Source organism: Angustibacter speluncae (genome assembly GCF_054777815.1).
The window spans coordinates 13202-34583 of record NZ_BAAHAF010000012.1 but is presented as its reverse complement, the minus strand read 5'-3'; the positions used below and the strand labels follow the sequence as shown (position 1 = coordinate 34583).

At 68.4% G+C, this 21382-nt stretch carries 22 protein-coding genes, 1 tRNA gene and 2 pseudogenes; 6 read left to right on the top strand and 19 right to left on the bottom strand.

Going from position 1 to position 21382, the window contains the following annotated elements; translation table 11 throughout:
* The 3 genes and pseudogenes from ACYVKY_RS01280 to ACYVKY_RS01270 form a co-directional block, all read right to left on the bottom strand.
* A pseudogene (locus tag ACYVKY_RS01280) lies at positions 1 to 697 on the bottom strand (hypothetical protein); the annotation flags it as partial.
* Positions 698 to 753: 56 nt separating this feature from the next.
* A complete protein-coding gene (locus ACYVKY_RS01275) occupies positions 754 to 2064 on the bottom strand; it encodes a DUF1501 domain-containing protein (protein ID WP_460433175.1) in 1311 nt (436 codons plus the stop codon).
* 8 nt (positions 2065 to 2072) lie between these two features.
* Positions 2073 to 3539 (bottom strand): DUF1800 domain-containing protein, encoded by a 1467-nt coding sequence (locus ACYVKY_RS01270; protein WP_460433174.1) that lies wholly within the window; start codon positions 3537 to 3539, stop codon positions 2073 to 2075.
* 112 nt (positions 3540 to 3651) lie between these two features.
* Between ACYVKY_RS01270 and ACYVKY_RS01265 the strand changes: the two genes are divergently transcribed.
* Positions 3652 to 3828, top strand: a complete 177-nt coding sequence (locus ACYVKY_RS01265) for a hypothetical protein (RefSeq protein WP_460433173.1) — start codon at positions 3652 to 3654, stop codon at positions 3826 to 3828.
* Here the strand turns inward: ACYVKY_RS01265 and ACYVKY_RS01260 are convergent.
* Both ACYVKY_RS01260 and ACYVKY_RS01255 read right to left on the bottom strand, forming a co-directional pair.
* On the bottom strand, positions 3825 to 4526 hold the full coding sequence (locus tag ACYVKY_RS01260) for an alpha/beta fold hydrolase (protein ID WP_460433172.1): 702 nt from the start codon (positions 4524 to 4526) through the stop codon (positions 3825 to 3827). The two genes, ACYVKY_RS01265 and ACYVKY_RS01260, sit on opposite strands and share 4 nt — an antisense overlap.
* A 19-nt stretch (positions 4527 to 4545) precedes the next feature.
* Positions 4546 to 5073, bottom strand: a complete 528-nt coding sequence (locus ACYVKY_RS01255; RefSeq protein WP_460433171.1) for a hypothetical protein — start codon at positions 5071 to 5073, stop codon at positions 4546 to 4548.
* Between the two features lie 197 nt (positions 5074 to 5270).
* Here ACYVKY_RS01255 and ACYVKY_RS01250 point away from each other — a divergent pair.
* A tRNA-Arg gene (locus tag ACYVKY_RS01250) sits at positions 5271 to 5343 on the top strand.
* A gap of 515 nt (positions 5344 to 5858) precedes the next feature.
* On the opposite strand, the gene ACYVKY_RS01245 is transcribed toward ACYVKY_RS01250, so the two are convergent.
* From ACYVKY_RS01245 to ACYVKY_RS01205, 9 genes are all read right to left on the bottom strand, one after another.
* Positions 5859 to 7070 carry a hypothetical protein gene (locus tag ACYVKY_RS01245; protein ID WP_460433170.1) on the bottom strand — a complete coding sequence of 404 codons (1212 nt, stop codon included), beginning with the start codon at positions 7068 to 7070 and terminating at the stop codon, positions 5859 to 5861.
* A 160-nt stretch (positions 7071 to 7230) separates the two neighbouring features.
* Positions 7231 to 8070 carry a TIGR02391 family protein gene (locus tag ACYVKY_RS01240; protein ID WP_460433169.1) on the bottom strand — a complete coding sequence of 280 codons (840 nt, stop codon included), beginning with the start codon at positions 8068 to 8070 and terminating at the stop codon, positions 7231 to 7233.
* A 252-nt stretch (positions 8071 to 8322) separates the two neighbouring features.
* Entirely contained in the window at positions 8323 to 8613 is a 291-nt protein-coding gene (locus ACYVKY_RS01235) for a hypothetical protein (protein WP_460433168.1), read from the bottom strand.
* 481 nt (positions 8614 to 9094) lie between these two features.
* On the bottom strand, positions 9095 to 9631 hold the full coding sequence (locus ACYVKY_RS01230) for a hypothetical protein (protein ID WP_460433167.1): 537 nt from the start codon (positions 9629 to 9631) through the stop codon (positions 9095 to 9097).
* Complete coding sequence (locus tag ACYVKY_RS01225) at positions 9624 to 11129, bottom strand: RNA-directed DNA polymerase (protein WP_460433166.1); 1506 nt, start codon at positions 11127 to 11129, stop codon at positions 9624 to 9626. The genes ACYVKY_RS01230 and ACYVKY_RS01225 overlap by 8 nt, the downstream gene beginning before the upstream one ends.
* Positions 11130 to 11238: 109 nt before the next feature.
* The gene (locus ACYVKY_RS01220) at positions 11239 to 11625 is read right to left on the bottom strand and encodes a hypothetical protein (protein WP_460433165.1); all 387 of its coding nucleotides are present in this window, start codon (positions 11623 to 11625) and stop codon (positions 11239 to 11241) included.
* Positions 11626 to 11700: 75 nt separating this feature from the next.
* Positions 11701 to 11958 carry a hypothetical protein gene (locus ACYVKY_RS01215; RefSeq protein WP_460433164.1) on the bottom strand — a complete coding sequence of 86 codons (258 nt, stop codon included), beginning with the start codon at positions 11956 to 11958 and terminating at the stop codon, positions 11701 to 11703.
* Between the two features lie 869 nt (positions 11959 to 12827).
* The gene (locus tag ACYVKY_RS01210; RefSeq protein WP_460433163.1) at positions 12828 to 13172 is read right to left on the bottom strand and encodes a hypothetical protein; all 345 of its coding nucleotides are present in this window, start codon (positions 13170 to 13172) and stop codon (positions 12828 to 12830) included.
* Between the two features lie 422 nt (positions 13173 to 13594).
* Positions 13595 to 13927, bottom strand: a complete 333-nt coding sequence (locus tag ACYVKY_RS01205; RefSeq protein WP_460433162.1) for a hypothetical protein — start codon at positions 13925 to 13927, stop codon at positions 13595 to 13597.
* A 246-nt stretch (positions 13928 to 14173) separates the two neighbouring features.
* Here ACYVKY_RS01205 and ACYVKY_RS01200 point away from each other — a divergent pair, with 246 nt between their 5' ends.
* Entirely contained in the window at positions 14174 to 14536 is a 363-nt protein-coding gene (locus tag ACYVKY_RS01200; RefSeq protein WP_460433161.1) for a hypothetical protein, read from the top strand.
* A 68-nt stretch (positions 14537 to 14604) separates the two neighbouring features.
* Here the strand turns inward: ACYVKY_RS01200 and ACYVKY_RS01195 are convergent.
* A pseudogene (locus tag ACYVKY_RS01195) lies at positions 14605 to 15818 on the bottom strand (IS110 family RNA-guided transposase).
* Positions 15819 to 16129: 311 nt separating this feature from the next.
* On the opposite strand from ACYVKY_RS01195, the gene ACYVKY_RS01190 reads away from it, so the two are divergent.
* Positions 16130 to 16591, top strand: coding sequence for a hypothetical protein (locus tag ACYVKY_RS01190; protein WP_460433160.1), 462 nt, complete (start codon positions 16130 to 16132; stop codon positions 16589 to 16591).
* Positions 16592 to 17457: 866 nt separating this feature from the next.
* Complete coding sequence (locus tag ACYVKY_RS01185) at positions 17458 to 17706, top strand: hypothetical protein (RefSeq protein WP_460433159.1); 249 nt, start codon at positions 17458 to 17460, stop codon at positions 17704 to 17706.
* Positions 17707 to 18075: 369 nt separating this feature from the next.
* Here ACYVKY_RS01185 and ACYVKY_RS01180 read toward each other — a convergent pair whose 3' ends face one another.
* Positions 18076 to 19020: a DUF4240 domain-containing protein gene (locus tag ACYVKY_RS01180; RefSeq protein WP_460433158.1), complete on the bottom strand. Its 945-nt coding sequence runs from the start codon at positions 19018 to 19020 to the stop codon at positions 18076 to 18078.
* A 164-nt stretch (positions 19021 to 19184) separates the two neighbouring features.
* On the opposite strand from ACYVKY_RS01180, the gene ACYVKY_RS01175 reads away from it, so the two are divergent.
* Positions 19185 to 20066 carry a hypothetical protein gene (locus ACYVKY_RS01175; protein WP_460433157.1) on the top strand — a complete coding sequence of 294 codons (882 nt, stop codon included), beginning with the start codon at positions 19185 to 19187 and terminating at the stop codon, positions 20064 to 20066.
* Positions 20067 to 20191: 125 nt separating this feature from the next.
* Here ACYVKY_RS01175 and ACYVKY_RS01170 read toward each other — a convergent pair whose 3' ends face one another.
* The 3 genes from ACYVKY_RS01170 to ACYVKY_RS01160 form a co-directional block, all read right to left on the bottom strand.
* Positions 20192 to 20596, bottom strand: coding sequence for a hypothetical protein (locus ACYVKY_RS01170; protein ID WP_460433156.1), 405 nt, complete (start codon positions 20594 to 20596; stop codon positions 20192 to 20194).
* Positions 20597 to 20728: 132 nt separating this feature from the next.
* Positions 20729 to 20917: a hypothetical protein gene (locus ACYVKY_RS01165; protein WP_460433155.1), complete on the bottom strand. Its 189-nt coding sequence runs from the start codon at positions 20915 to 20917 to the stop codon at positions 20729 to 20731.
* A gap of 137 nt (positions 20918 to 21054) precedes the next feature.
* Positions 21055 to 21273 carry a hypothetical protein gene (locus tag ACYVKY_RS01160; protein ID WP_460433154.1) on the bottom strand — a complete coding sequence of 73 codons (219 nt, stop codon included), beginning with the start codon at positions 21271 to 21273 and terminating at the stop codon, positions 21055 to 21057.
* Positions 21274 to 21382 lie beyond the last annotated feature (109 nt).

Sequence of the window (21382 nt, the reverse complement as noted above, 5' to 3'; positions counted from 1 at the left end):
TGCGCTCGGCGGGCACCGTGCCGAGCACCTTGCCGACCACCGGGTGGGTGGCCATCGACCGGCGCCGGTGGGCCAGGTCGGCGACCAGGCCCGGCTCGACGTCGCCGAGGGCGACGACGACGGTGCGGTCGTGCACGCGTCCGCCCAGCCGCTCGAGCACCGGCGTGAGCCGCGCGATGTCGGCGGTGGCCTCGTCGGCGCGGCCCGAGGCCGCGAGCAGCCGCTCCAGCGCGGGGTTGAGACGGGGCTCGCCCCGCGCCACCAGCTCGAAGTCGGACGCGCCGCGCGGCACGAGCACCAGCGGGCGCAGCAGCACGGGCGCGCGCAGCGCGGGGCGACCGCCGTCGGCGGGACGCACGAGCAGACCGGTGGCGAGCTGGCTGCCGGCCAGCCCGAGGTCGTCGACGAGGCGGGCGCTGGCGACCCGGATCGCCCGGGCCCGGCGCAGCGCCTCGCTCAGCTGCGCGGGCTCGCGGAACAGCGTCGACAGCAGGGTCTCGCGACCCGCGAGGAACGACGCGATGCCGGACGGGTGCGCGGCACCGAGGTCGAGCACGAGCGGCGAGGCGTCGTCGAGGTCGAGCAGGTCGTCGGCGTCGGCCAAGGCGCGCAGGTCGCGCTCCCAGCCGTCGAGCACGGTGTCCGGCGCGACGACGGCGTCCCCGGGCGGGGTCGGCGTCTCGGGCTGGTCGGGCACGGAGCCACGCTACCCACCGCCGTCGGCACGACGGCGCAGGCCGCGCGGCGCTGCGGTCAGCGCGGCCGGGCGAGGTCGAGCGAGGTGGTGACCAGGCCCGGGAAGGTGGCGCTCACGTGCGCCGCCGTCGTCGAGGTGCGTCGGGTCAGCACGTTCGCGAGCACGTCGCGGTAGTCGGTGCGACCGGGCAGGTCGCCGTCGACGAGCTGGGCGGGTGCGAGGCCGGTCCAGCTGCCGTGCACGCGCCGCCCGTTGATGCCGCCGCCGAGCGCCAGCACCATGTTGCCGTGCCCGTGGTCGGTGCCGTCGGTGCCGTTCTGCGCGACCCGCCGGCCGAACTCCGACAGCGTCACCATCGACACGTCGGCGAGGTGCGTGCCGAGGTCGGCCGCGAACGCCGAGATCGCGCGTGCGAGCTCGTCCAGCTTGCGGGGGGTGCGGCCCCAGGTGGTGTTGACGCCCGCCCCCTCGTGGATGTCCCAGTCGCCGGAGTCGATCGTCGCCACCGACAGCCCCACGCGCGCCTTGATCAGGCGGGCGGTGTCGGCGAGGGCGCCGGCGAGCGGGGTCAGGTTGCCGTTGCCGTCGCGCGGGTAGTCGGCGTGCGGCGTCCAGGGCTGCGCCTTGATGCCCGTCACGGTGCCGACGGCACCGAGCATGGTCTGCACCGACTGCCGCAGGTTGGTGGGCGCGCCCGCGTGCAGGGCGCCGAGCGCCGTCGACCAGGCCGCGACCTCGGCGGGCGTGCTCGTCCCCGTCATCGTGAACGAGTCGATTGAGCGGACGACGCTCTCGGCGACCGGGCCGATGAACGACGACGGCGCGCTGCTCGAGCCGACCTGGGCGACGTCGAGGGCGTCGGTGGTGCCGCGGGCGCTGGCGAGCCGGTCGATCCACCCGGTGCGCAGACCGGAACCCGGTGCGGCGCGCTCCATCTCGGCCATCGCGTCGAAGTGCGAGCGGGTCGGGTCGGCCTGGCCGACGTCGGTGACGACGGCGAGGTGCCCGGAGTCCCACCACCGCTTCAGCGGCGCCATGGCGGGGTGCAGCGCGAAGGTCTGGTCGAGCTGGATGGCGGTGCTCGCGGCGACCGCCATGCCGGGACGGGCGGTGAGGTAGTGCGGGTCGCCGATCGGCGCGATCGCGGAGATGCCGTCGAAACCGCCTCGCAGGGAGAGGATCACGACGGTGTCGCCCACGTTCTCGGACGCGAAGGCGTACCGGCTGTGGATGCCGTCGCCGGCGACGGCGTAGGCGGCGCCGAGCGCACCGCCGGCGGCCATCGCGCGCAGGACGGCGCGGCGGGACAAGCCCGCCTCGGGCGAGCAGCCGCAGGCGGCGGCGGGGACGGCGTCAGCGACGGTCATGGCGGCGGTCACCTGAGGGTGTGGTGGGGGTGGTCGAGCAGGAGGGCGACGAGGTGGCCGATGCGCCAGGTCGACATCGGGCTCCACCTGTTCAGCGGCGTGGAGGGCGTGGTCTCGAAGAACGTGCAGATCGCGGTGCGCAGGGCGTCGCTCGGCCGGGGAACCATCAGCCGAGCGGCCATGGCGTCGACGAGCGCACCGTGGGTGGTCGGCAGCGTGGTGCCGAGCACGGTCGAGGGACCGCCGTAGCCGTCGAACTTCGGCCACCACCCGGACGCGACGGACAGGTGCATGTTAAAGCGGGCGAGCATCGCGCTCGGGCTGGTCCAGGGTCCGGCCACGTCGGGGTAGCCGTTCGGCGGGCGCCAGGCCAGCGGGGCGTGCCCGATGCCGTCCAGGGTCCAGCGGCAGGCCTGCATGGAGCTGCGGACCTTGTCGACCGGGGGCGCCGGCACGGCGAGCAGGCGCAGCATCGCCGCGAGGTCCTCGTGCGGGGTGCGCACCTTGGCGCCCGCGCTGGCGAGGAACTCGGCCGACCTGAACAGCGCGGCCAGCACGGGCGCGATCGCGGTGTCGTTCGACAGGTACACCGCGGCGAGCCGGTCGATCAGCGCAGCGGGCGGGGTGTCGGAGACGAAGCGGACGGCCAGCTTGGTGGCGACCCGGCGGGCGGTGTGCGGGTGCCGCGCCAGGTGCACGAGGTAGGAGCGGACCGCCGTCATGCCGTCGGCCGCGCTGGTGTTCGGGTGGCTCCAGCCGGCGACCTGCAGGGCGCCGACGTACCGGTAGCTCGAGCGGTAGAGGAACTCGCCGGTGGTGCGGTCGACCGACAGGCCGGTGAGGGCGAGCGCGCTCTGCTTGACGTCGGTCTCGGTGTGGTTGCCGACACCGAGGGTGTGCAGCTCGAGCAGCTCGCGGCCGAGGTTCTCGTTGATCCGTCCGGTGCGGGAGCTGTCGGCGTTGAGGTACTTCAGCATCGCCGGGTGGGTGATGGCGGCGACGAGCAGGTCGGCGAAGCGGCCCAGGGCGTGGGTGCGGATCACCCGGTCGTACTGGTGGCGGCTGAGGTGCACGCCGTCGCCCCAGAGCGAGACGTTCAGGTGGTTCGACCACAGGTAGACCATCTGCTCGAGCAGCTGGCGCTCGGACCAGATGGTGCGGGCGATGGTCGACTCGGTCAGCTGGGACAGGTACTCCCCCGTCCAGACGCCGCCGGCCGCGGCCGTGGCGTCGGCGATGCTGCGGCCCAGGTGCGGCCACGCGGGCAGCAGGGCGTCGACCACCGGGTCGGGGGCGGTGGCTGCGGCGAGCTGGCGCGACACCCAGGTCGCGACGGGCAGGCGGGCGGCCGCGGCGACGGCGGCCGGGGTGGGACCCCAGGTGGCGCGGCGCAGCAGCAGCTCGGCCGCGGCCGTCCCCATCGGCTGGGACGGGTCGGCCGCCGCGGACGCGGCACGGGTCAGGACGGGCTGCACGTCCTCCCGTTCGGCGCCCGTCGCCGCGCACCTGAGCCGCGGTGACCGGTATCGCCTGTTCGCCCTCCGGCGTCACCGTGCGCGACCGACCGCGTGGGCGCAGGGTGGACGCATGGACGCACGCCCCAGCAAGGCCGACACCCCGATGCTGAACGCGGACGAGGGCGACGGCGACCACGACGTGCTCGGCGCCGACCTCGACGACTCGGGCACCGACGGGCGCCCGGGGCCCGAGGAGCGCAGCGCGGACGTGCGCGAGGCCGACCGCGAGGCCTCGGACCGCTCCTAGCGCCCGTCTCCTCCTGCACCGAGGGTCACCAGCAGCGCCTGGATCGCACGGGCCACCGCGAGCGGCTCGACCACCTGGTGCAGGTGACCCCCGTCGAGCGAGGCGGTCGGCCAGCCGCGGGCCGAGGCGGTGCGCAGCTCGTCGTCGTAAGCAGCCGACAGCCGCAGGTAGGCGGTGGGCACGCGCACGTCCGGCACCGGCACGCGGCCACGTAGGTAGCCGAGCGGCACCGGTCGGAGCTCGGCCTCGACCTCGGCCCGGACGCGCGGATCCGGCAGCACCTGCTCCAGCGCGTCCGCCGGCCACCAGCGCGACCAGGGCGGCAGCAGCCCGTCCTCGTCAGCGAGCCCCGCGAGGTGGTCGAGCAGGCGAGCGGGCGCGAGCGGGACGGTCGGACCGTCGCCCACGACGCCGGCGTCGACGAGCACGACCGCCTCGACGTCACGTGAGGCGGCCTCGACCAGGAGCGGGGCGTACAGGCCGGCGTTGCTGTGCAGGACGAGGGCCACCGGTCCGGCGCCGTGGTGGAGGAGGCAGCGGAGGGTCCGGCGCGCCTCGTCGGCCGGGTCCGGGGCCGTGGGGACGTCGCGCAGGTCGGCGACGTGCACGGTGCGACCGTCCCCGCGGAGGACGCGCGCCACGTCGGTCCAGGTGCGCGGCCCGACCAGCGGGCTGGGCACCAGGACGAGCTCGGTCACCCGTCCACGCTACGGCCGGTCACGGACCGGCGACCGCCTCCTGCGAATCGGTCGTCGGCGAGGCGCCCTTGTCCTTGCCCGGCGGCTTGGGCGGCTTGCCGGTCGTCTCGGACGGGTGGACCGGGGTGGGTCCCGGGGCGGCGGTCGGCTCGGGAGCCGGTTCCACCGCGCCCTCGTCCCCGCCCTTGTCCCCGCCCTTGTCCCCGCCCTTGTCCCCGCCCTTGTCCTTGCCCGGTGCCGCCGGCTCGGGGGCCGCGGGCGCCTGCGACGTCGGGACGGCGGCCGGGACGGTGACCGTGACGACCTGGGTCTGGACCACCGTGGGGGCGGGCGCTGCCGGGGCGTCACCCGCCGTCGCGTCGACGTCGACCACAGGGGCCTGGGACGTGGGAACGACTGCAGGAGCGCTGGTCTCGGCCACGACGGGTACGTCGTCGGTTCCTGCGGCGGCCTCCCCGGAGAACAGGAAGCCGGCGCCGAACAGCCCGCCGGCGAGCACGAAGAGCCCTGCTGACGTCCTGACCAGTCCCGCCGTGGTGACCTTCATCGCCTGCCCCTGCGCTACGTCCCCCGACGCGGATGAGTACGAGGCGGGGGTGGGCTCGCCCGCCACCACAAGGGATACCGGTTCGGCGCCGGGACCGCGCGTCGAGCGCCGCCCGCTGCGCCGGACGTGCGGACGCGCGCACGCTCCGCCGCCCGGGTCGGCTAGCCTTCCCGAGGCGCCGCCGCAGGCCGCGCCACGCCCCCGTAGCTCAGGGGATAGAGCAACGGTTTCCTAAACCGTGTGTCGGAGGTTCGAATCCTCTCGGGGGCACCGAACGAGTGACGAAGGAACTCGTCGGGGACCCCGAGAGGATCCTGGGGAGGAGCGGCCCGGCCGCGAGGCACGAGCGGCCGAACGCGACGGCTCCTCTCGGGGGCACCCCACGTCGCAGCCAAGCCCAGAAGGTCGGTCTGATTCCCGGCTGCTTTTGGAGCTCCGGCACATAGCGCACTGCGTTCGCGAAGCCCCCCTTGCTACCTGCCCCCTACCGCCCAGATTGATGCCGCGTCGAACCGCCCACAAAGGGCTACGGTCGCACCGTCCACATGGGGCGCGGGTTGATGCTGCCGGGCGCCCAAGAGGAGCGCGTCGAACCGCCGTGGCTAGACGGGTCGCGCGCCTAGGTGCCTTCCGACGAAGTTGAACACCGGCATCCCGGCAGTCGCCGACGTAAGGCTCATCGGCGGCGCCGAAGGGCACGAGCTGGTGGTCCCGGACCAACGCCTGTGACGTTGCCCGTTTTTACGGCTGTGTCAGCTGGGAGTCGCCAAGACGCTCCTCCCGCCTCAGAGCCAATAACCAGCACGCTCGGCATAGTCGGGTGCCGACCATTCGCGATTCGCGGGATGCGAAGCCCAATAGTCGCGCAATGTCGCCAGACTGCGATTGACATCGAGCAAGAGTAGCGCCTGACGCCTGACGAAATCCTTGTCGGTTACGTTCTCAGTTAACCTATGCGCTGGCCCTTGCCGATCTCGACGAACGGTCCTAAAGGGCTGCAAGGCTCTGCTGGCCTGATCGGCGTCCACGCCCTGACTTACGAGCAAGAGCTCCAACCGCTTCAACGTGCCGATCTTGTGCCCATTGGTGTCAAACTCATCAACGCCAAGTTCGTTGAGGGCCTTATGCCTAATGTTTTCTGAAAGAAGCTTGTCGAGCAGGTGCACAAAATGGTCGTACTCGGCACGTGACGGGCGAAGCACCCAGCCAAACTCTCTGGGCCGGTCAATAGTGTTGAGGAGTGGCTCGCGGCCGATGCGACTATGCAGCTCGTTCCAGGTCCTTAATTCATAGAAGAATCGAGCGAATGGGCCTAGCCCATCGGGCCAGCGACCCATCTGTTGACCCCACCAAACGGGGTGAGGCCGCAAACTGTCGCTGGTTGTGATTTCGTAGGTCCGCCAACGCTGCTGGTGACGAGCACTCAGGCCACGAAGATCGCAGAGAAACGCGCACACGGTGCGGGTGATGGGCTGCGACGAATCAGGGTCGGTAGTGGAAACGTCGTATGCGAAGCCGATGTGCGAGATGGACGTCTTATCGTGGCGGGGCTCGTTCTCGTCCTCGTAGGTTTCGTTGCTAACGCCGCACCTAGCGCCGAAGTCGTGGAAGACGAAGTCGTACCTCGGGTCGTTGCGGTAGTTCTCCAGCACGTCGACCTGAAAATATGCTAGTTCCAGAGTCCCACCGCCCTTCGCCATACGGGTGGTGTAGGGCTCGTCTGATGGCGGCCGGTTGGGCTCCGTGTCAGTCAACGCCTCGGGTGTCGGGTAAAGGCAGACGCGTGTTCCAGCGGTCAGTGATTGCACCTGGCTCTCAGCGTCGCGCCGCGACTGCCAAGGCCTGATGTGAGGGTTCATCCAGTCGGTGTCCGAAACGACCTGCAGGAGTCCGGCGCGCACCAGGTCGGCGAGCAACTCGGCCTTGGGATCGGTGGGTGCGCCATCAAAAGGCAGCCCGTTGAAATCGCGCGACCGGTTTAGATAGAAGTCGATCACCTGACTCAGAATCGCGTGGTGCTTGGGTCCGAGCTCCCTCGACATTTGCCTTTCCTCCGCGCTGCACAACGGAGCGTGCATGCGCAACATTGTCGCGACTCGATTGCCACGCCATGCCCTTTGAGCCTGACGGTGCATCAAACTGGCCCATCGTGCGGCTTTAGATGTCGTCATCTCCATCTGCACGCCGCAACTCGCACTTGTCTAGTAGGCGAGCAAAGTAGCTGTAGGCGGCAAGGCGCTCCATGCCCTCCTGCTCGCTGAGGTCAGTCCGGGTGTGCGTGGTCACGTTCCGGACTGTCAGGTTGAGACCAGTTGCGAGCTGGTTGAGGCCACCTCGCATGCTCTTGACGGTCTTGTCCGTGGCGTCGCCTGGCCACACCAGCTTTGGTGCTGCTGGTGTGGGTTCACCGGCCGAGAGGGTCTGCTGCCAGAACACTGTGTCGTCGACATCGTTCCGACCGACTTTGGTCTTCCAGTGAACTGTCAGTGCCTCGGCCGCCTCACGGACGGCAACCCGGTACTGATGGGTGGTCCAATGATTGGCCGCTGCCGCCCAAATCGTGGGGTGAAGCTGTGCGGGGGCGAAGGCTGGCAGGTCCGAGGCGTCGGCCTCGGCGTCCGCGATCATCGATCGCAGCCGGCCCCGCATGGTGGCTGCAGTCGAGCGGATGTCCGACGGAGCAAACAGTGCCATCGGTGCCGACATTAGGCCCCAGTTCGCGATGGGGTCGAGCTCCCCAACTCCCTGTACGCCGATGTACGCGCCGGTGACTGCTACCGCGCGGGCAGCCAAGCCGGCGGCCTCAGCAACCGCCAACTCGAGGGGGCGCACCTGCCCCGCCGTGACACCCTCACGCGGCCACACCGTGGGGAGCCTCCCGCGAGAGGACATGTGATCGCCCTCGACCTGCGTCTCCAGCCAGGCTTCGAACGCGCGCTCGAACTCCTCGACTGCGGCTAGGAGCCGGTTCAGGTAATCGGCGCTGTAAGTGGACATGTCATTGATCCTTGCAGGGTGCTCCGACAACGCGCCGGGTCAGTCAGATCTCCGTGCGCCCGACCCGCACCGGACCGCGACAGAGCGCCACTGAGCGCGTTCGGGTCACGTCAGGGCAACTAACGCGAGGCGAGCGCCGATCGAGGTGTCAGGATTGCTCGGCGCAAGCGCTTCGGCTGCCCCACCTCGCCGCGAGCAGGTCAGACCCCATCGCGGGTTATAGACCACGACCTCGGTTCCGACCGCCGAAAGCTAGTTGATGGTGCGAACCCACCTGCGCAGCACGGCGTACCGGTCGGGGTGTCGGCGACTTGGCTGTCGGACCCAGGTCATCGACAACGCGAAGGCCCACGCCCCGTCGACTCGTGCTCGCTCGGCGATCGCCTCAACACGCGCGTCAGGTCGTCTGAGGTAGTCCTCGATCAGGTGCGAGCCGACATCCGCGAGATCGTCCTCAGCGTCAGCGCCGGACACGATCGTGGTCAGAAGATCCCAAGCGAGGTCTGGCTCCCCGATGGCGACGATCAGCAGGCAGTCGTCCAACGCGTCCGCATGCTCTAGTTCACGGCGTTGCCATGCCCTAGCCAGTTCATCGACCGAAAAGTTGGTTGGATACGCGCCGCTCTCATCTTCCTGTCTGTCTCTGCTCAACCTGTCCTCGGTCCGCTACGCGCTCAGGGCTGTGACCTGAACCATCATGCTGATCAGGCCTGGCTTCAGCTCGCGTGTACAGGTTGCTCGCTTCAGTACGCCCGGATTCGCTGAACTGGGTCCGATTCGAGGAGGATCGACTCCACCGGCCCCTGCTCGTCGTGAACGCCGGGGTCCCACCTTGGCCCCCGACCGCCGCCGGATCGAAGCGGACGAGGCCCCGCAGCATCGTGCCGCCCGCGGAGCCAGCGCGGTCGCTCCAGCTGAGACGGGCTGAGTCATACCGCCGCCCACGAGGCATGGGTGCCGCAGGGGAATGAGTGTGTCGTTAGCACGCCGCTACACTCTCTGACGCCTGCGTTCGGCCGCTCCGCTAGGTCGCGCCAAGCGCGATCTTGTCCGCCTGGTGCACGAAATTGCGGCAGGTGCAGTAACACCGGTCGACGTCGTTGTCGCGGACTGTCACCCTGTCGCCATTGAGGTCGACGCCGGACGCAGCGACGCGGGTCAGCGTCTGGTCGCGCCTACCCATCTGCTGGTCAGTGAGCCGGCCGAGGCCGTGTTGCAAAGCGTTCCGGACCTCCACGTATCCCATGAGCGCGGCCCAGGACGTCGCGCCCGTGAGATCCGCCCCGACGTCCAGCCAGGCCTTCTGCCGCTTCTTCCACGTACCGACGTTGGCCGGCGGGGTGCTCGGCCAGCTGTCAAGGAGCCGGTCGATTGAGAAGGCTTCCGCAACAGCGACCATGTCAACGACCGCGTTGGCCTCCCGCGTCTGCTCCGGCCGCGAGGCGTGCCTACCGCGGTCGGTTAGGGAAGATCCGGCGAGATGTAGGTGCTCGGCATAGCGGGCGGCGAGCCGGTCCAGTGCAGCCTCAGCCGAACGGGAGAGGTCGTTGTCGCTAGGCATGGAGTTCAGACCATTCGTAAGTCCAACGGTTTAGCGCGGAGTCGCCCGTTACGGCGTAACGGACGGCCGCGGACGGCTTGAGAAGCGCGACCGCCGCGGCGACTACTGGCCGAACCGTGACGCTGCTCCGGTCGTAGATTGCAAGGAGTTCCGCCTCGTCGACCTTCCGGTGTCGCGCGAGCACGAGGGCGGCATGCGCACGTAGAACGGGGGTGTGGTCGGCGGCGACAAGCGCGGTCCGCGCCCACTCGACCCGCCCCTTCGCGCCGGGGCCAGTGGCAAACCCGGCGTGGCGTGTCATCGGCTGCTGAAGCCACCACGTCTGCCATCCGTTCAGGTACGGCCTTGACTTGAGGAGCCGGTCGAACGAGCCGAGCACTTCGGCGTCGTCGCGGGTCGTGAGGTAAGAGGCGACCGCTGGCGTGGTCGTCCTCTCGAACCGGAGCAGCCGGTTGCATAGGTCGAGAACACGCGGGTCGGTCTCTCGGTCTGCGCTGAGTTGCGCGAGCGCGGCCGGTAGAAGATCTAGGACCGCACGATGCTCCGCCTTGCGTGCAATCGCGACACGCCCTCGGCCAGCGACCCGTGCCCACCGCTCCAACACCAGGACCGAGGCATGCGCGTCGATCTGATGTTGCGTCGGCGGCTCGGCAACGACGGTCCCGTCGTACTCCAGGTTGTACTGAGTCAGGTCGATCTCGGCCTCGTCAGCGATCTCGTGCCGCAGCCGGTCCGCCTCGTCGAGATGGTCCTTGTACTTCGCCGCTCCCCACGTCACGGTCTTGAGTTCGTTGACGGTGAGGCCGAGCGTCCGGGCTTCCGACGCAAGTACCTCCACAGACCGAGCAACCTCAGACCAGGTATGACAGGCGAAACGAAAGTCGTCGCTGTACCGGCTCACGTTCAGGCCGCGGCGGACGAGGGCGCGTTCCAGGCGCCGCAAGAGAGCGTCCCCAAGCAGGTCACTTGCGGCAGACTGTTGTGGTAACCCGTACATTCTTGAGCCCGCCGACCGGAGCAGCCACGCAATTGCGTCCACCGCGGCGTGGTCGCCCGTCTGTGCAACCAACTCGGCGGACAACAGCGCATGGTCGATCTGCTCGTAACACGCGGCGATGTCTGACGCAACGACGTACTTCGGGCCGTGTGCGAGCGGCGCGCGGAGAAACGCCCGGTAGGCGGCCGTGCTCCGGTCCGAGAGCGGCAGTTCCGGCCGAAGCCTGTCGGCAAGGGCCCGGTAGGCAAGTCGGCTGGGTAGGTCCCAAACCGCGACCGGTCGCACGCCGTGGCCGGCTTTGCTCACTGGGACGACCTCCTCCGGCGTCGGTACAAACGCCCCACCGAGGCGGCCCAGCGCCCACACTGCGACCTCGTCCCGTCGTGATTGAAGCGCCGGGCTGACACTGCTCGGAGGAAGCTGGCGAGGCGGCAAGTCGAGGTCAGCGTCGACCGCAGTCCGTAGCGCGGACACGTCGAGGAGCGCGGAGAGGTCGGTCACAGCATCGGTCTACCAGGCTGGCACCCGTCAATGCAGTCTTGTGTCGAGAGCAACTGCATGTGACGCGCCCTGCGTCGATGCCACCGTCCGCTCATTCGGCGAAGGTGTGTCAACCCGCCGGCAGTCGCCCAGCGCCTTGAGCGGCTGCCTGAAGCGGATCACCGGAGCCCAGGCCAGGGTTCCTCCCCTCTTCGTACGGATAGCCGTAGACCAGGAAGTCCTCCACGTCCTCCATCAGGACTCCCACGTCGCCACCAGCATCCGCGACCATCGCAAGGCCCGCGCGAAGTGCCTCCGCGCTCCAACGATCCAACCCGAGCGTGAGAAATGAACGTGGATCAACCGGACCGGCCATGACGTCGTCGAAGCGATCGGTGATGAGCTGGCTCGCCTCTCGCGCCTGCTGGGCGGTCATCGGCGTCGTCCAGATCGCCCACTCCGATGCAAGCTTCCGCCGATGCGCATCTCGATGCTGATCTTCGCCCATACCGGTCATGCTGTCGGACCTGTACGCCACACGCGGTCGTCTTGACCGATCACATTCGGGTAGCCCATTCCGCCGCGAGCAGGCCTACTCGTCTTCGTCGTCCTCGAGCCACCCCTGAGCTTCGTCCTGCAACTGGGCCTGGACGTAAGCCGAGAGCGCACCCAGGAACTCGAGTCGGTTGTACTCGCCCGTCGTGCGAACGCACCACTCGTCCTGGCCCCCGCCCGCTTCCCGGTCCAACTTCACGAGCGCGAACACCGCCTCCGCCTTCGTGCCTTCTGGCATCGGGGCGAAGGTCATGCCAGCGAACGCGACCTCGGGCTGAACGTGGTCGCGAGCCATATCCACAACCTAGTCAACGAAGTTGCGCGAGCCGGTCGTCCGACCGGCCAAGTCCCGGTGCCCCCTTCCGCCGCGAGTACCGCAGACTGGCGGACGGGTTAGCCTGACCACCATGCGCGACCAACCGCTGTGGGGACGCATCAGGATGACCGACGCCGCAGCGACCTGCTGCAGAAGTGAGCGCCATGTCTAACCACGCTCGTCGCTTCGTGGGGCCCGACGGTCGCGCGTCGCTGCTGGCGCGGCTTGCAGAGTGGCGAACGACGCCTCGCTACCCGCTGGATTGGAACGAGCACTTTCGGTGGTACTTGATTGTGGGCTGCTTGGAAGTCGGACTGATCGTGGGCGGACTCGGTGGCGTGGTCGGGCTCAACGAGTCGAGTCGACTCGGCGGCGTGGTCGCCTTGACCGCTGGCCTGGTACTCGCTGTGCTGATCGTCGTCCATCTGCGCCGGCCAACGAAGCCGCGGCGCCCTGGGACCACTCTGCGCCAAGATTGGGTTGAACTTTGGTCCGCGCTGCGTAAGCGGTAATTGGCAATCAGTTCTAGCGGCGGTCCTGGTCGAGCAACACGCGCTGGCGCTCAGTACCGCCCTAGGTTCACAGGACCGCTCGGGTCTGCCACGTTGAGGCTCTTGCTGCGGCGATCTACGGCTAGTCCCTGCGCTCGGCGCGACGAACGGCGCCGTAGGGCGACGACGCGCACTTCGAGATGTAGCCAACTCGGCCCAACATCGGCGCCATCGCCGCGGCACCTTGTGACCGATGACTCTGTGCGTCTATCCGCCGCTAGCCGCGCGCGAGCTCAGATGTCCTCGACGGCGGCTCGAGATGGCAACCAACCTTATGCGAAGCCAAGCAGCCTGGCGCTACCCGAGCGTCACACCCTGGGCGTGCGCCATAGCTCTCACCCGCTCGGCGGCAACCGCACCTTCAAGCGGCGAGATGAGCAGAGGCGCGGCTATCGACACCGGGCCTTTGGTGAGAATGTCGAAGGTCGGGAAGCTCGCGACGCGAGACCACTCGGGGTAGCGATCGCCGGCGCGAAAGGTCATCTGACGGACGTCCGCCCAGGGCACCAGCAGTTCGCGGCCTCCCACCAGTACCCGCAGCCCGCCGACTTCAACGTGTAGCTCTGTGCGGCCCGGTCCACGTCGCCAATGCCAGGCCCGCAGACCGAACCAAATCAGCAACATCACCACGATGGAGAGCACCGCACCCCAGCGTTCTGCTGGGGACATCGCGAACCCCGCAGCAAGAGGCAGCAGGATGCCTGCGGCTAGCGCGCCCGGGATCAGCGTTCGCAGCGCTCGCGTCGGACGCCCAGTCAGGTGCACCGACGTTGGCTGCGTCATCGCTCTCTCCGTCCGTAAGGGGCATCCGGCCGTTCAGGGCAGTGTGCAGTATGCCGCTGGCGCCGGAGACTCGCAGAGCCAGGAGCGGACGACCGTTGCAGCATCCCCGCTCGGAGCGACTCAACGTGCGTCACTGCGCCGCTTGCCGACGCGTCCCACTGGGTCCCGCCGTGCGGCGTAGCCGACTGACCAGCAGCAAGTCAGATCCGCGGCCGGAGCTTCCCGGATCTAACCCGAAGTCGTCGTATGGGACCGGCGGGCCGACGATTGCGACCCACACCTCACTCGTCCGGCATCCACACTGGGTGCGTTAGCGACAACAGTTCTCCAATCGCCGCCATCAGCGAGACGTTGTGCTTCCACAGGGTGATGGCGTCGACGTGCGCCATCAGGTGAGGAATGGACCCGATACCGACGAGAATCGATCTCCCGGTGAAGCCCTCACCGAGTCTTAGCCCCACGCCGCTCCTCACTTCGACCGCAACCTTGTAGGTACGCCGCTTCCCTTCCCAAGAGATGTGCCTCGACAACAGTCGCAAGGTGTCCTCCCACGCATAGAAGGCCGAAGCTTCCGGCTCTCGGTCCAGGTCGCTGGTACCGAAGAAGGTGAACACGATGTGAGATCGCATCGATAGAACACCTCTCCACGATCAAGTGAGACACAGGGCTCTTTAGAGTCGCAGCTGGAACCGAGACTGTAGACGACCGCCGGAGCTACCCTCTCCGCCGCGAGCCGGTCCGCCCCTGGCTGCTCACCGGGCCGGTGGGTTGACGCTCGTGGCGCCGGCGGAAGCCGATCCAGCGGGCCCTGCGGCAGCCAAACCCGCCACCTCTCGCTGACGGTCCTGCATGCTGGCGTCGTGGCGACTGAAGAACCGCGCTGGGAAGTCAACGACGAGGAGGGCACCCCGTCCGTTCCCGATCGTGATGGTGGCTGGACCGACGGGGATGGGCGCTACTGGCGTCACCGGGGTTCTGGTCGGAAGGCAGCCAAGCGGTTCGAGCGTCTAGCCCGGTCGCCGCAAGTGCGCATCGTCCACGTCTATGGCCCAGACAGCCCTCGCGACATCCCCGCGTCCGAACGCAATCAGTTTTGGGACAGGGTCCGTCCGTACCTCGACTATCCGGACGGTCAGAACCCCGAGGGAATGGATGCCTTCTACGTTGCTGAGTTCAAGGATTCTGAAGGCAACTCGCTGCTGATGGTTACGGAGAGCTGCTGACTGGCGACCCCTAGTCGCCAGCCGCATCGGTCGCTGGGAGGGTGCGTCTATCCGGCTCCCTTCTGTTGTCAACCGGCTCTCCCGAGCGGCCCCTTCGCGGCTCGTGCCGTCGGGCGTAGCGTCGTGGGTGCGGGTCCCGGGAGTGGCTGATCCGAAGTGCCGGTACGCGGGTGAGAGCCGGCCGCGCTGGATTCTTGAGACGCCCCGCAGTGCCCTCCCGGGCCCGCGCTCACCACGCCGGCCGCAGCGTCGGCGACGAGCTGTCGGTAGATGGCGTCGGAGATCCTGCGCTTGAGGCAGCGGATCGCCTCGAGCGGTCGCTTCCCCGCGGCGCGCTTGCGCAGGTAGTAGGCCCCCGCCCGTCGCTGTCGACGCGGAGCTGGCTGATCGCGGCGATGTGGATCATGTGGTTGACCCGCCGGTTTCCCGCCCGCGAGAGCCGGTGCCTGGACTGCTCGCCCGACGAAGCATCCAGCGGGGCGGTGCCGGTCCAGGACGCGAACCGGTTCCGGTCGGCGAACCGAGCGATGTCGCCGACATCGGCCAGGATCCGGGCCGCGACCACAGGCCCGACGCCGGGCAGGTCCATCAGGTGCGATCCGCGGGCTAGCACCATGGCCTTGAGCTCGGCGGTGACCTTCTTCATCTTCGCCTCGACCGCGACCAGCTCGGCCAGCTCCTCGGCGGCGATCCGCCGCCTGGTCTTCCCGGCGATGCCGCGTGGCCGGACCGAGGCGATCATGGCCTTGGCCTGGCCGGTGGTGATGTCCTTCTTCGCCTGTCCTGGAATGAGTTCGGCCAGCAGCGACTGGAGCCGGCCGACGGTCTGGATCCGGCGGCGGGTCAGCGCCTCACGCCGGTCGGCCAGCATCCGCATCGCCTCCAGCTCGCCGTCCAGTGCGAGCACCCGCAGCCCGGCGGTGCGGACCGCGACCATCGCGATCGAGTGCGCGTCGTGGGCGTCGGTCTTGCGGTTGTGGCCGGTGTCGAACAACCGCACCCGCGCCGCGAGCTTTGCCGGCACGTCGACCACGTGCTCACCGTCGGCCAACAGCCGCTGCGCCAACGGCCGGCCGGCGCCGTTGGCACCTTCGACTGCCCAGACCCGCTCCGGCCACGCCTTGGCGTACTTCACCATCGCGGCGTACCCGGCCCGGTCGGTGGTGAACCGTCCTTGGCCGAGCTTGCGCTCGTGGTCGTCGACGACTTCGATCGTCGCGGACAGCTTGTGAGGGTCGACCCCGATCACCGCGTGCTCGACGTGCTTCGCCTTCTGCTGCATGAGCTGCTCCCGCCTGTGCTCGATCCGGTGCGGACGGCGAGGTGGGCAGTGCTACTACGAGCAGGGCAGTCCCTTCTTGAGCCACGCCTCGTCACGGTGACCGGCGGGCCGCAGACCGGAAGCGAGCCACACCAGAACAGCCGGTGGGCAGCCGCAAGCAGAGCCGCCCGCCGATCACCTGGACCGAGTCTGGCCGGACACCGGTCCTACGGGAATCGTCTAGCAGCCGCCAGCCGGCGCGCCCCACTCCGCCGAGAACGCGCAGCCTCCGATCTGAGCCGGCTGAGCGCCCTGCCTAGGACCATGCAGGCATGATGCGTTCTGTGGGGATGGACCGAGCGCACCATGAGGCGATCGCCGAGGAGCAGCAGCGGCTGCAGGATGCCGTGGCTCATACGGTGCACGCGCGCGGGACAGGCCGGGCCCACGCCCTGAGGTTCGTCATGTGCATCGCCGTAATGACCATGGCTCGGCACATCCCGCCGCCATTGCGTCCTGCGCTCCTACGCGGGTGCGCTCGTTGGTACGCAGATGTTGAGGACGCCGACAGCCTTGAATCGGATCGCGTCCTGTGCTGGCACTACCTTGATGCGAAGAACGGCAATAGCACGACAATCAACGACGCGACTGACGTCGCCGTGCGCGTGTTGATCGGCGTGCTCTGGGATGAGTGTGACGAAGAGGATGTCGATCACTTTGACATGGGCTTCGACTTCTTCGCCGGACTGCTTGCTCGTTATCGTGAACTAGACACTCAAGTGCGACTCATCTGAGAACCTGCACGCGCGGAATCGTCACCGCTGGGGCGGAGGGTGGCAACGGACGGGAATCGGCCTCCCGTAACGCCGCCGCCTTGACGGCGTAGCCCACTCCGCCGCGTCTGGACTTGGGCGAGAGCTAGGCCGCTGTGCGGTCCGAGCAGTTCTCACGACGGACGGCAAGATGGCGTCGTGACGAAAAGGCCCAAGCTGACGCGAGCTCAGCTGCGCGACCACCAGGGCGAGGTGGATGCGACCGGCGTGTATGGCGTCGACGCGGACGACGCAGGCGCGGACACGTGGATCGGCCGCTATGTCTTCTTCGCTCGGTCACGCGATGAGGCACGGGCCCGCATCCGAGACGCTGGATTCCACAAGCGGCGCATCCAGCGAGAATGGCGCCCGGGCCACGCTCCACCGGATGGGCTGCCTGCGGACCTGGCACCCGGCAACGACCACTGGTATCGGACCCGCTTTGACGATTCCGGATGGACTCCATGGGAGCGACTACCGCGTGACTACCGGCATCCACCGCAGGGCCTAGCCGCCGCAGATCCGTCGGTGCGTTGACTTCGCTGACGGCTGCACTTGACCGCCGGGTCGGGTTGCGGTGCTCATCTGGCCGACTCCGGCCTCGTCATCCAACCTGGCTAGCGTCCGTCACCTACTGACGTCGACGCCGCGGCCGCGCAGAGTCGCGCCTGTGTATACCGCCGAGTAGCGCATCGGCGGACGCGGGAAGCATCTTCAAAGCGGGCATACGGCTGCCAGGTGCGACCTACTGTGATGCCGTGTCTACCCCAGCCTCAGCGCGGACGTCGCCGGGTCGGTGGCTTGTCGGGCGCCCGTCGAAGCGTGGCGCTGGGATCGCGCAACTGTCGATGGGGCTGCTGATCGCGCTCTTCGGCGTTCTGCGCCTACAGCAGGCGACCCTGGTGCACCTCGATGCCTACGATCGAGCGTTTCCGATCGTCTCCGGCCTCCTAGTGGCCGCGGTGGGTGCGCTGACTCTTGGTGAAGTGTCCTGGGGCCTGGGCCAGCGACCACGCCACGCGGTATCGGCCATTGCCGCGCTCTGGTTCGCCGCTTGCGCGGTCTACATCGTCGTCGGGTTCACACAGGCGTCGTAAGGCCCCTGCTCGTCGGGGCCCCATGCTCGTCGGAGAGACCTGCCCGGGCAGGGACCGACTGATCAGGCATGTCCGATGCTGAGCTGTGTCTATCCGCCGCGATCGGGCGCAGCGCGGGCTGCCGGACTCGAACCGGCTCAAGCCAACTAGGGCCACACCGTCCGCTGGGGACTGTGAAGCGGTTTCACATCCGCCTTTACCCGCGCCGCGCGCTCTCAGCATGCCAGGGCAAGCGCGCGAAGCGATGCCTCCGGCCCGACGCCTCGGTGCCCTACTCCGTCGCCCAGCCGGCATGCAGCACTCCGCCGCGTGACAGATGCAGGTAGTCGAACCTCGCTCGCGACGCGGGGGCGGGCAGGAATCAGTCATTCAAGCGGGCGGGAACGGGACGAGGTCCCGGGCGGCTTCCCGCCATGCATGCAGCTGCGGGAGGGCTCCGTGTCCGGGTTCCTTGAGAGTGAGGTCAGTGAGGACGACGTGTGAGACGACGCCTCGAAGCACTCGTTGGCGCGTGGCGGGGTCCCACTGCCGCTGCACAGGCTTATTGGTGATCACCACGAGCTGCCGATACACGGCAGCATCCGCGTCCGACGTCTTCAAGAAGCCTGGGCCGTTCTGGACCCAGTTTCTCGACCGGACCAGCAGGTCCCAGTAGTCGGCTGGCTGGAGGCCGACCGCTATCACTGTCAATCGGCCTGGCCACCAGCCGTTCTCTGCCATGAGGTCGGAGATGTCGCGTTCGACGACTGGTCCGGACACGTGGATCCAGTCGTGCGGCTGCATCTTGAACCACGAGTCGCGCGGCTCGATGATTCCGTGCTCGGACCAGTCGATACCGAATGACGGCTCGAGCACGGCCGGGGGAGGTGCCGGCCATCCACCGGCGGGATTGGACCCCGTCTCGACGCTGACGGGCGGGTCGTGTTCCCACTCACGACCGGTGAGGCGTTCCCAAGCCTCCCCGGCGGCGTCGAGAAGGGCCTCACCGTCGGTGCTCCATATCCCAGCGAACGTGTTGGGATCATCGAGCACTTGCTCGTATCGGCGCCGCCCCGACGCGACGACCGCGCACCTCGCGTAGAGGAAGCCGTCATCGGAGAGCGGTGTGACTGCTTCCGTGGCGTCATCCGGCTCTTGAACAGGTTGCACGGCCAACGCGTACAGATCGAGGGCGTGCAGAGCTCGCGCCAAAGCGTCGTCGAACCGCTGAATGCGACGGCGTGGCCCCTTCGCCAGCGCGGAAACGAGTGGCTCGATATCCACGGCCTGCCCGCCGAGAAGTTCGATCAGACCCCAGAACTCGTCGTCAGGCATCCGGCGAAACCACACGTTCCGACTCTACTGCGATCAACAGGCAGTAGCGTCGTTAGACGACTACGCCCCATGTGAGTCACTCCGCCGCTTGTCGACGTGACCCAATGGTGCGGGACCGAGTATGTCAGGCCGTTGGCGCCATCACCTCGGTTAGCGTGCCGGACGTGTCCGACCGCGATAGTGATGCCAACACGGCCCCCTTTCGGTGGGACCTGGTGGAGCCTGCCGCGCTGGGCGGTCTCCTCGTCGGCGTAACGACGCCCTCGCTGTGGTTCGCCCCGGAGTTGAGTAGCTGCGCCGGCAAGGTCCTGGCCAGGAGCGCGTCAGGGGATCTGACGTTCGTCGGACGCAGTCTCGACTCGATGTTCGACCTGTTGTCCGGCGCGCTCAGCGGCGTTGATGAAGCGCCCACGCTGACGCGGATGCCGCTGTCGTTCGCTCGGGAGTGGGATGGGGTCGAGCGTCGTCGGCTCTCCGTAGCCGAACGCGACGTCGCCCGATCGGTTCTGAAGGCGTCGGGCCTGACGCCCCACACGGCGGCTCGCAGATCGACACCGATCACGTTCGTCGACGTGGCCTCCAGTGGCGGCACGTTCCGGGACGTGTACTTGCTCATCCGGGAGTGGGTGGAGGACGAACGCGCGCAGTGGGACGTCGTCAGGAAGAAGATCCGCTTCCTGGGCGTGACGTCGAGGGCCAAGACCAGCCCGAACACGTTCCGTTGGGCCCAGCACCAGCCGTGGACGAAGGACCTGCCCGGCAAGTCGGTGACCAGCGTGAGCCTGGACGCTTGGGTGTGGAGCTACTTGGGCAACGAGCAGCCCAAGCTGACCAGGTCCTATGCGCCACGGACCTGGCTCGCCGAGGCGCAGGGACCGGGCAGAGATGAGCGGACCCGGGCCGCACTCGCCGAAGCAGTGGCACTGGTCGCCTACGGACGCACTGGTGCGGCGCGACAGCTGATCGCGGACGCTATGGCGAACGAACCAGCGTTGGCGCAGTCCTGGCTGAGAACCCTCCGCTCGCGCCTCGTAGGCCGACCCTGAGGAGTGCGTCAAACCGCCGCGTACGCGACAGGCGCGCCAGGAGAACGTGCCGTTGTGTCGGCTGTCGGCCAAGTCAGTGCTGCCAATCCAGCTCGCAACGGCGCGCGAATACGACGACGCAAGCCTCACCTGGTCTGCCGGAACCAGGGCTTCCGACTCGACTCGGCGCGACGGGCCTCGAACCAGGAGGCGACCTGTTCGACCAGCCCAGCCCCAGCATCGAAGTGCGCCCCGGGAGCCTCGGAGGTATCGATGCCGGCATGCTCCGCGCGCACGCCATCGTCCCAGTTCAAGTAGCCGGGGCTGTAGCCACCACGGGCGCCGCGACGATCGACGTCCATACGTGGCGTCGCCACAACGGCTTTCCGACGAACGATGTCCATCGAGACAAGCATCCACGGTCGGCCGTCAGGGTCGGCGTGGAGCCAGTAGTCCAGACCTGGAAGTCGCACATCTAGCGCGTCACGGCAGGCGCGCTCCTCGACCGTCGGTTGACGTGGCTCGCCGCCCCACTCCGACACCGTCACCACCACCGCAACCTAGGACTCACCCCAAGAGGCCGTCCATCATCACTCCCGGACATTTGTGCACCCCAAGCTTCGACAGATGGGCGCTTCGGCGACCTGAGTCCTTCCGCCGCGTGCGGTTGCGGGCGTCGACTTCTATGAACGGCTGCGGCGGTACTGGCGGATCAGCCAGCTCGCACTGATCGCGAATAAGACCACAACCAAGGCGATGCAAGACCACCCAAGCGCGCCCGCGCCGTCGACCACGGCGTTACGGACCATCAGGCCCAGCAGCGCGACCTGCATGATCAACACCAGGACCAGAGCCCACGGTGACGTCTGCACGCCCTGAGCCTAGGTCCGCGTCGGCTGTGGCGAGGTCCGGTAGCCGCGGTCCCCCACTTCGACGCCTGCTGACGCTGCCCCAATCCGCGCAGTCGAGGTCGGCTCCGTCCAGGACGGGGCGGCTCGCGCAACCGGGATCAGTGACGGTCTGCCGACGCACCGGTACGCCGCTCGCGCCGCCTGCGCTCGCGCGCTGAGATGAGTACCGAGAGAGCGCTGAAAGCGACGCCAATCAGGGTGAGAGCGGTGCCCCATGCGAAGCCCACTACCAGCCAATGAATCACGATGGCGAAGGTGAGAGTTACGGCCACCACGACCACGCCCTCTTCAGCGCGCTTCAAGTGGCTCCAGGTCATGTGCGCAGCCTAGTTCTGCGACCGCCGCCTCGGCGTGCACCCGGCGCGAGCGACTCAGCCCCGCTTCGCCGCGAGCCGTCCGACCCCAAGGTCGATCGCTCCGCGGCTA

What these genes read in the sequence shown, in the direction of transcription:
- ACYVKY_RS01265 (WP_460433173.1), top strand. Translation starts at nt 3,652, where the DNA reads ATGGACGCACGCCCCAGCAAGGCCGACACCCCGATGCTGAACGCGGAC.
- ACYVKY_RS01230 (WP_460433167.1), bottom strand. Translation starts at nt 9,631, where the DNA reads ATGCCTAGCGACAACGACCTCTCCCGTTCGGCTGAGGCTGCACTGGAC.
- ACYVKY_RS01255 (WP_460433171.1), bottom strand. Translation starts at nt 5,073, where the DNA reads ATGAAGGTCACCACGGCGGGACTGGTCAGGACGTCAGCAGGGCTCTTC.
- ACYVKY_RS01180 (WP_460433158.1), bottom strand. Translation starts at nt 19,020, where the DNA reads ATGCCTGACGACGAGTTCTGGGGTCTGATCGAACTTCTCGGCGGGCAG.
- ACYVKY_RS01275 (WP_460433175.1), bottom strand. Translation starts at nt 2,064, where the DNA reads ATGACCGTCGCTGACGCCGTCCCCGCCGCCGCCTGCGGCTGCTCGCCC.
- ACYVKY_RS01185 (WP_460433159.1), top strand. Translation starts at nt 17,458, where the DNA reads ATGGGGCTGCTGATCGCGCTCTTCGGCGTTCTGCGCCTACAGCAGGCG.
- ACYVKY_RS01215 (WP_460433164.1), bottom strand. Translation starts at nt 11,958, where the DNA reads ATGGCTCGCGACCACGTTCAGCCCGAGGTCGCGTTCGCTGGCATGACC.
- ACYVKY_RS01240 (WP_460433169.1), bottom strand. Translation starts at nt 8,070, where the DNA reads ATGTCCACTTACAGCGCCGATTACCTGAACCGGCTCCTAGCCGCAGTC.
- ACYVKY_RS01190 (WP_460433160.1), top strand. Translation starts at nt 16,130, where the DNA reads ATGATGCGTTCTGTGGGGATGGACCGAGCGCACCATGAGGCGATCGCC.
- ACYVKY_RS01220 (WP_460433165.1), bottom strand. Translation starts at nt 11,625, where the DNA reads ATGACCGGTATGGGCGAAGATCAGCATCGAGATGCGCATCGGCGGAAG.
- ACYVKY_RS01160 (WP_460433154.1), bottom strand. Translation starts at nt 21,273, where the DNA reads ATGACCTGGAGCCACTTGAAGCGCGCTGAAGAGGGCGTGGTCGTGGTG.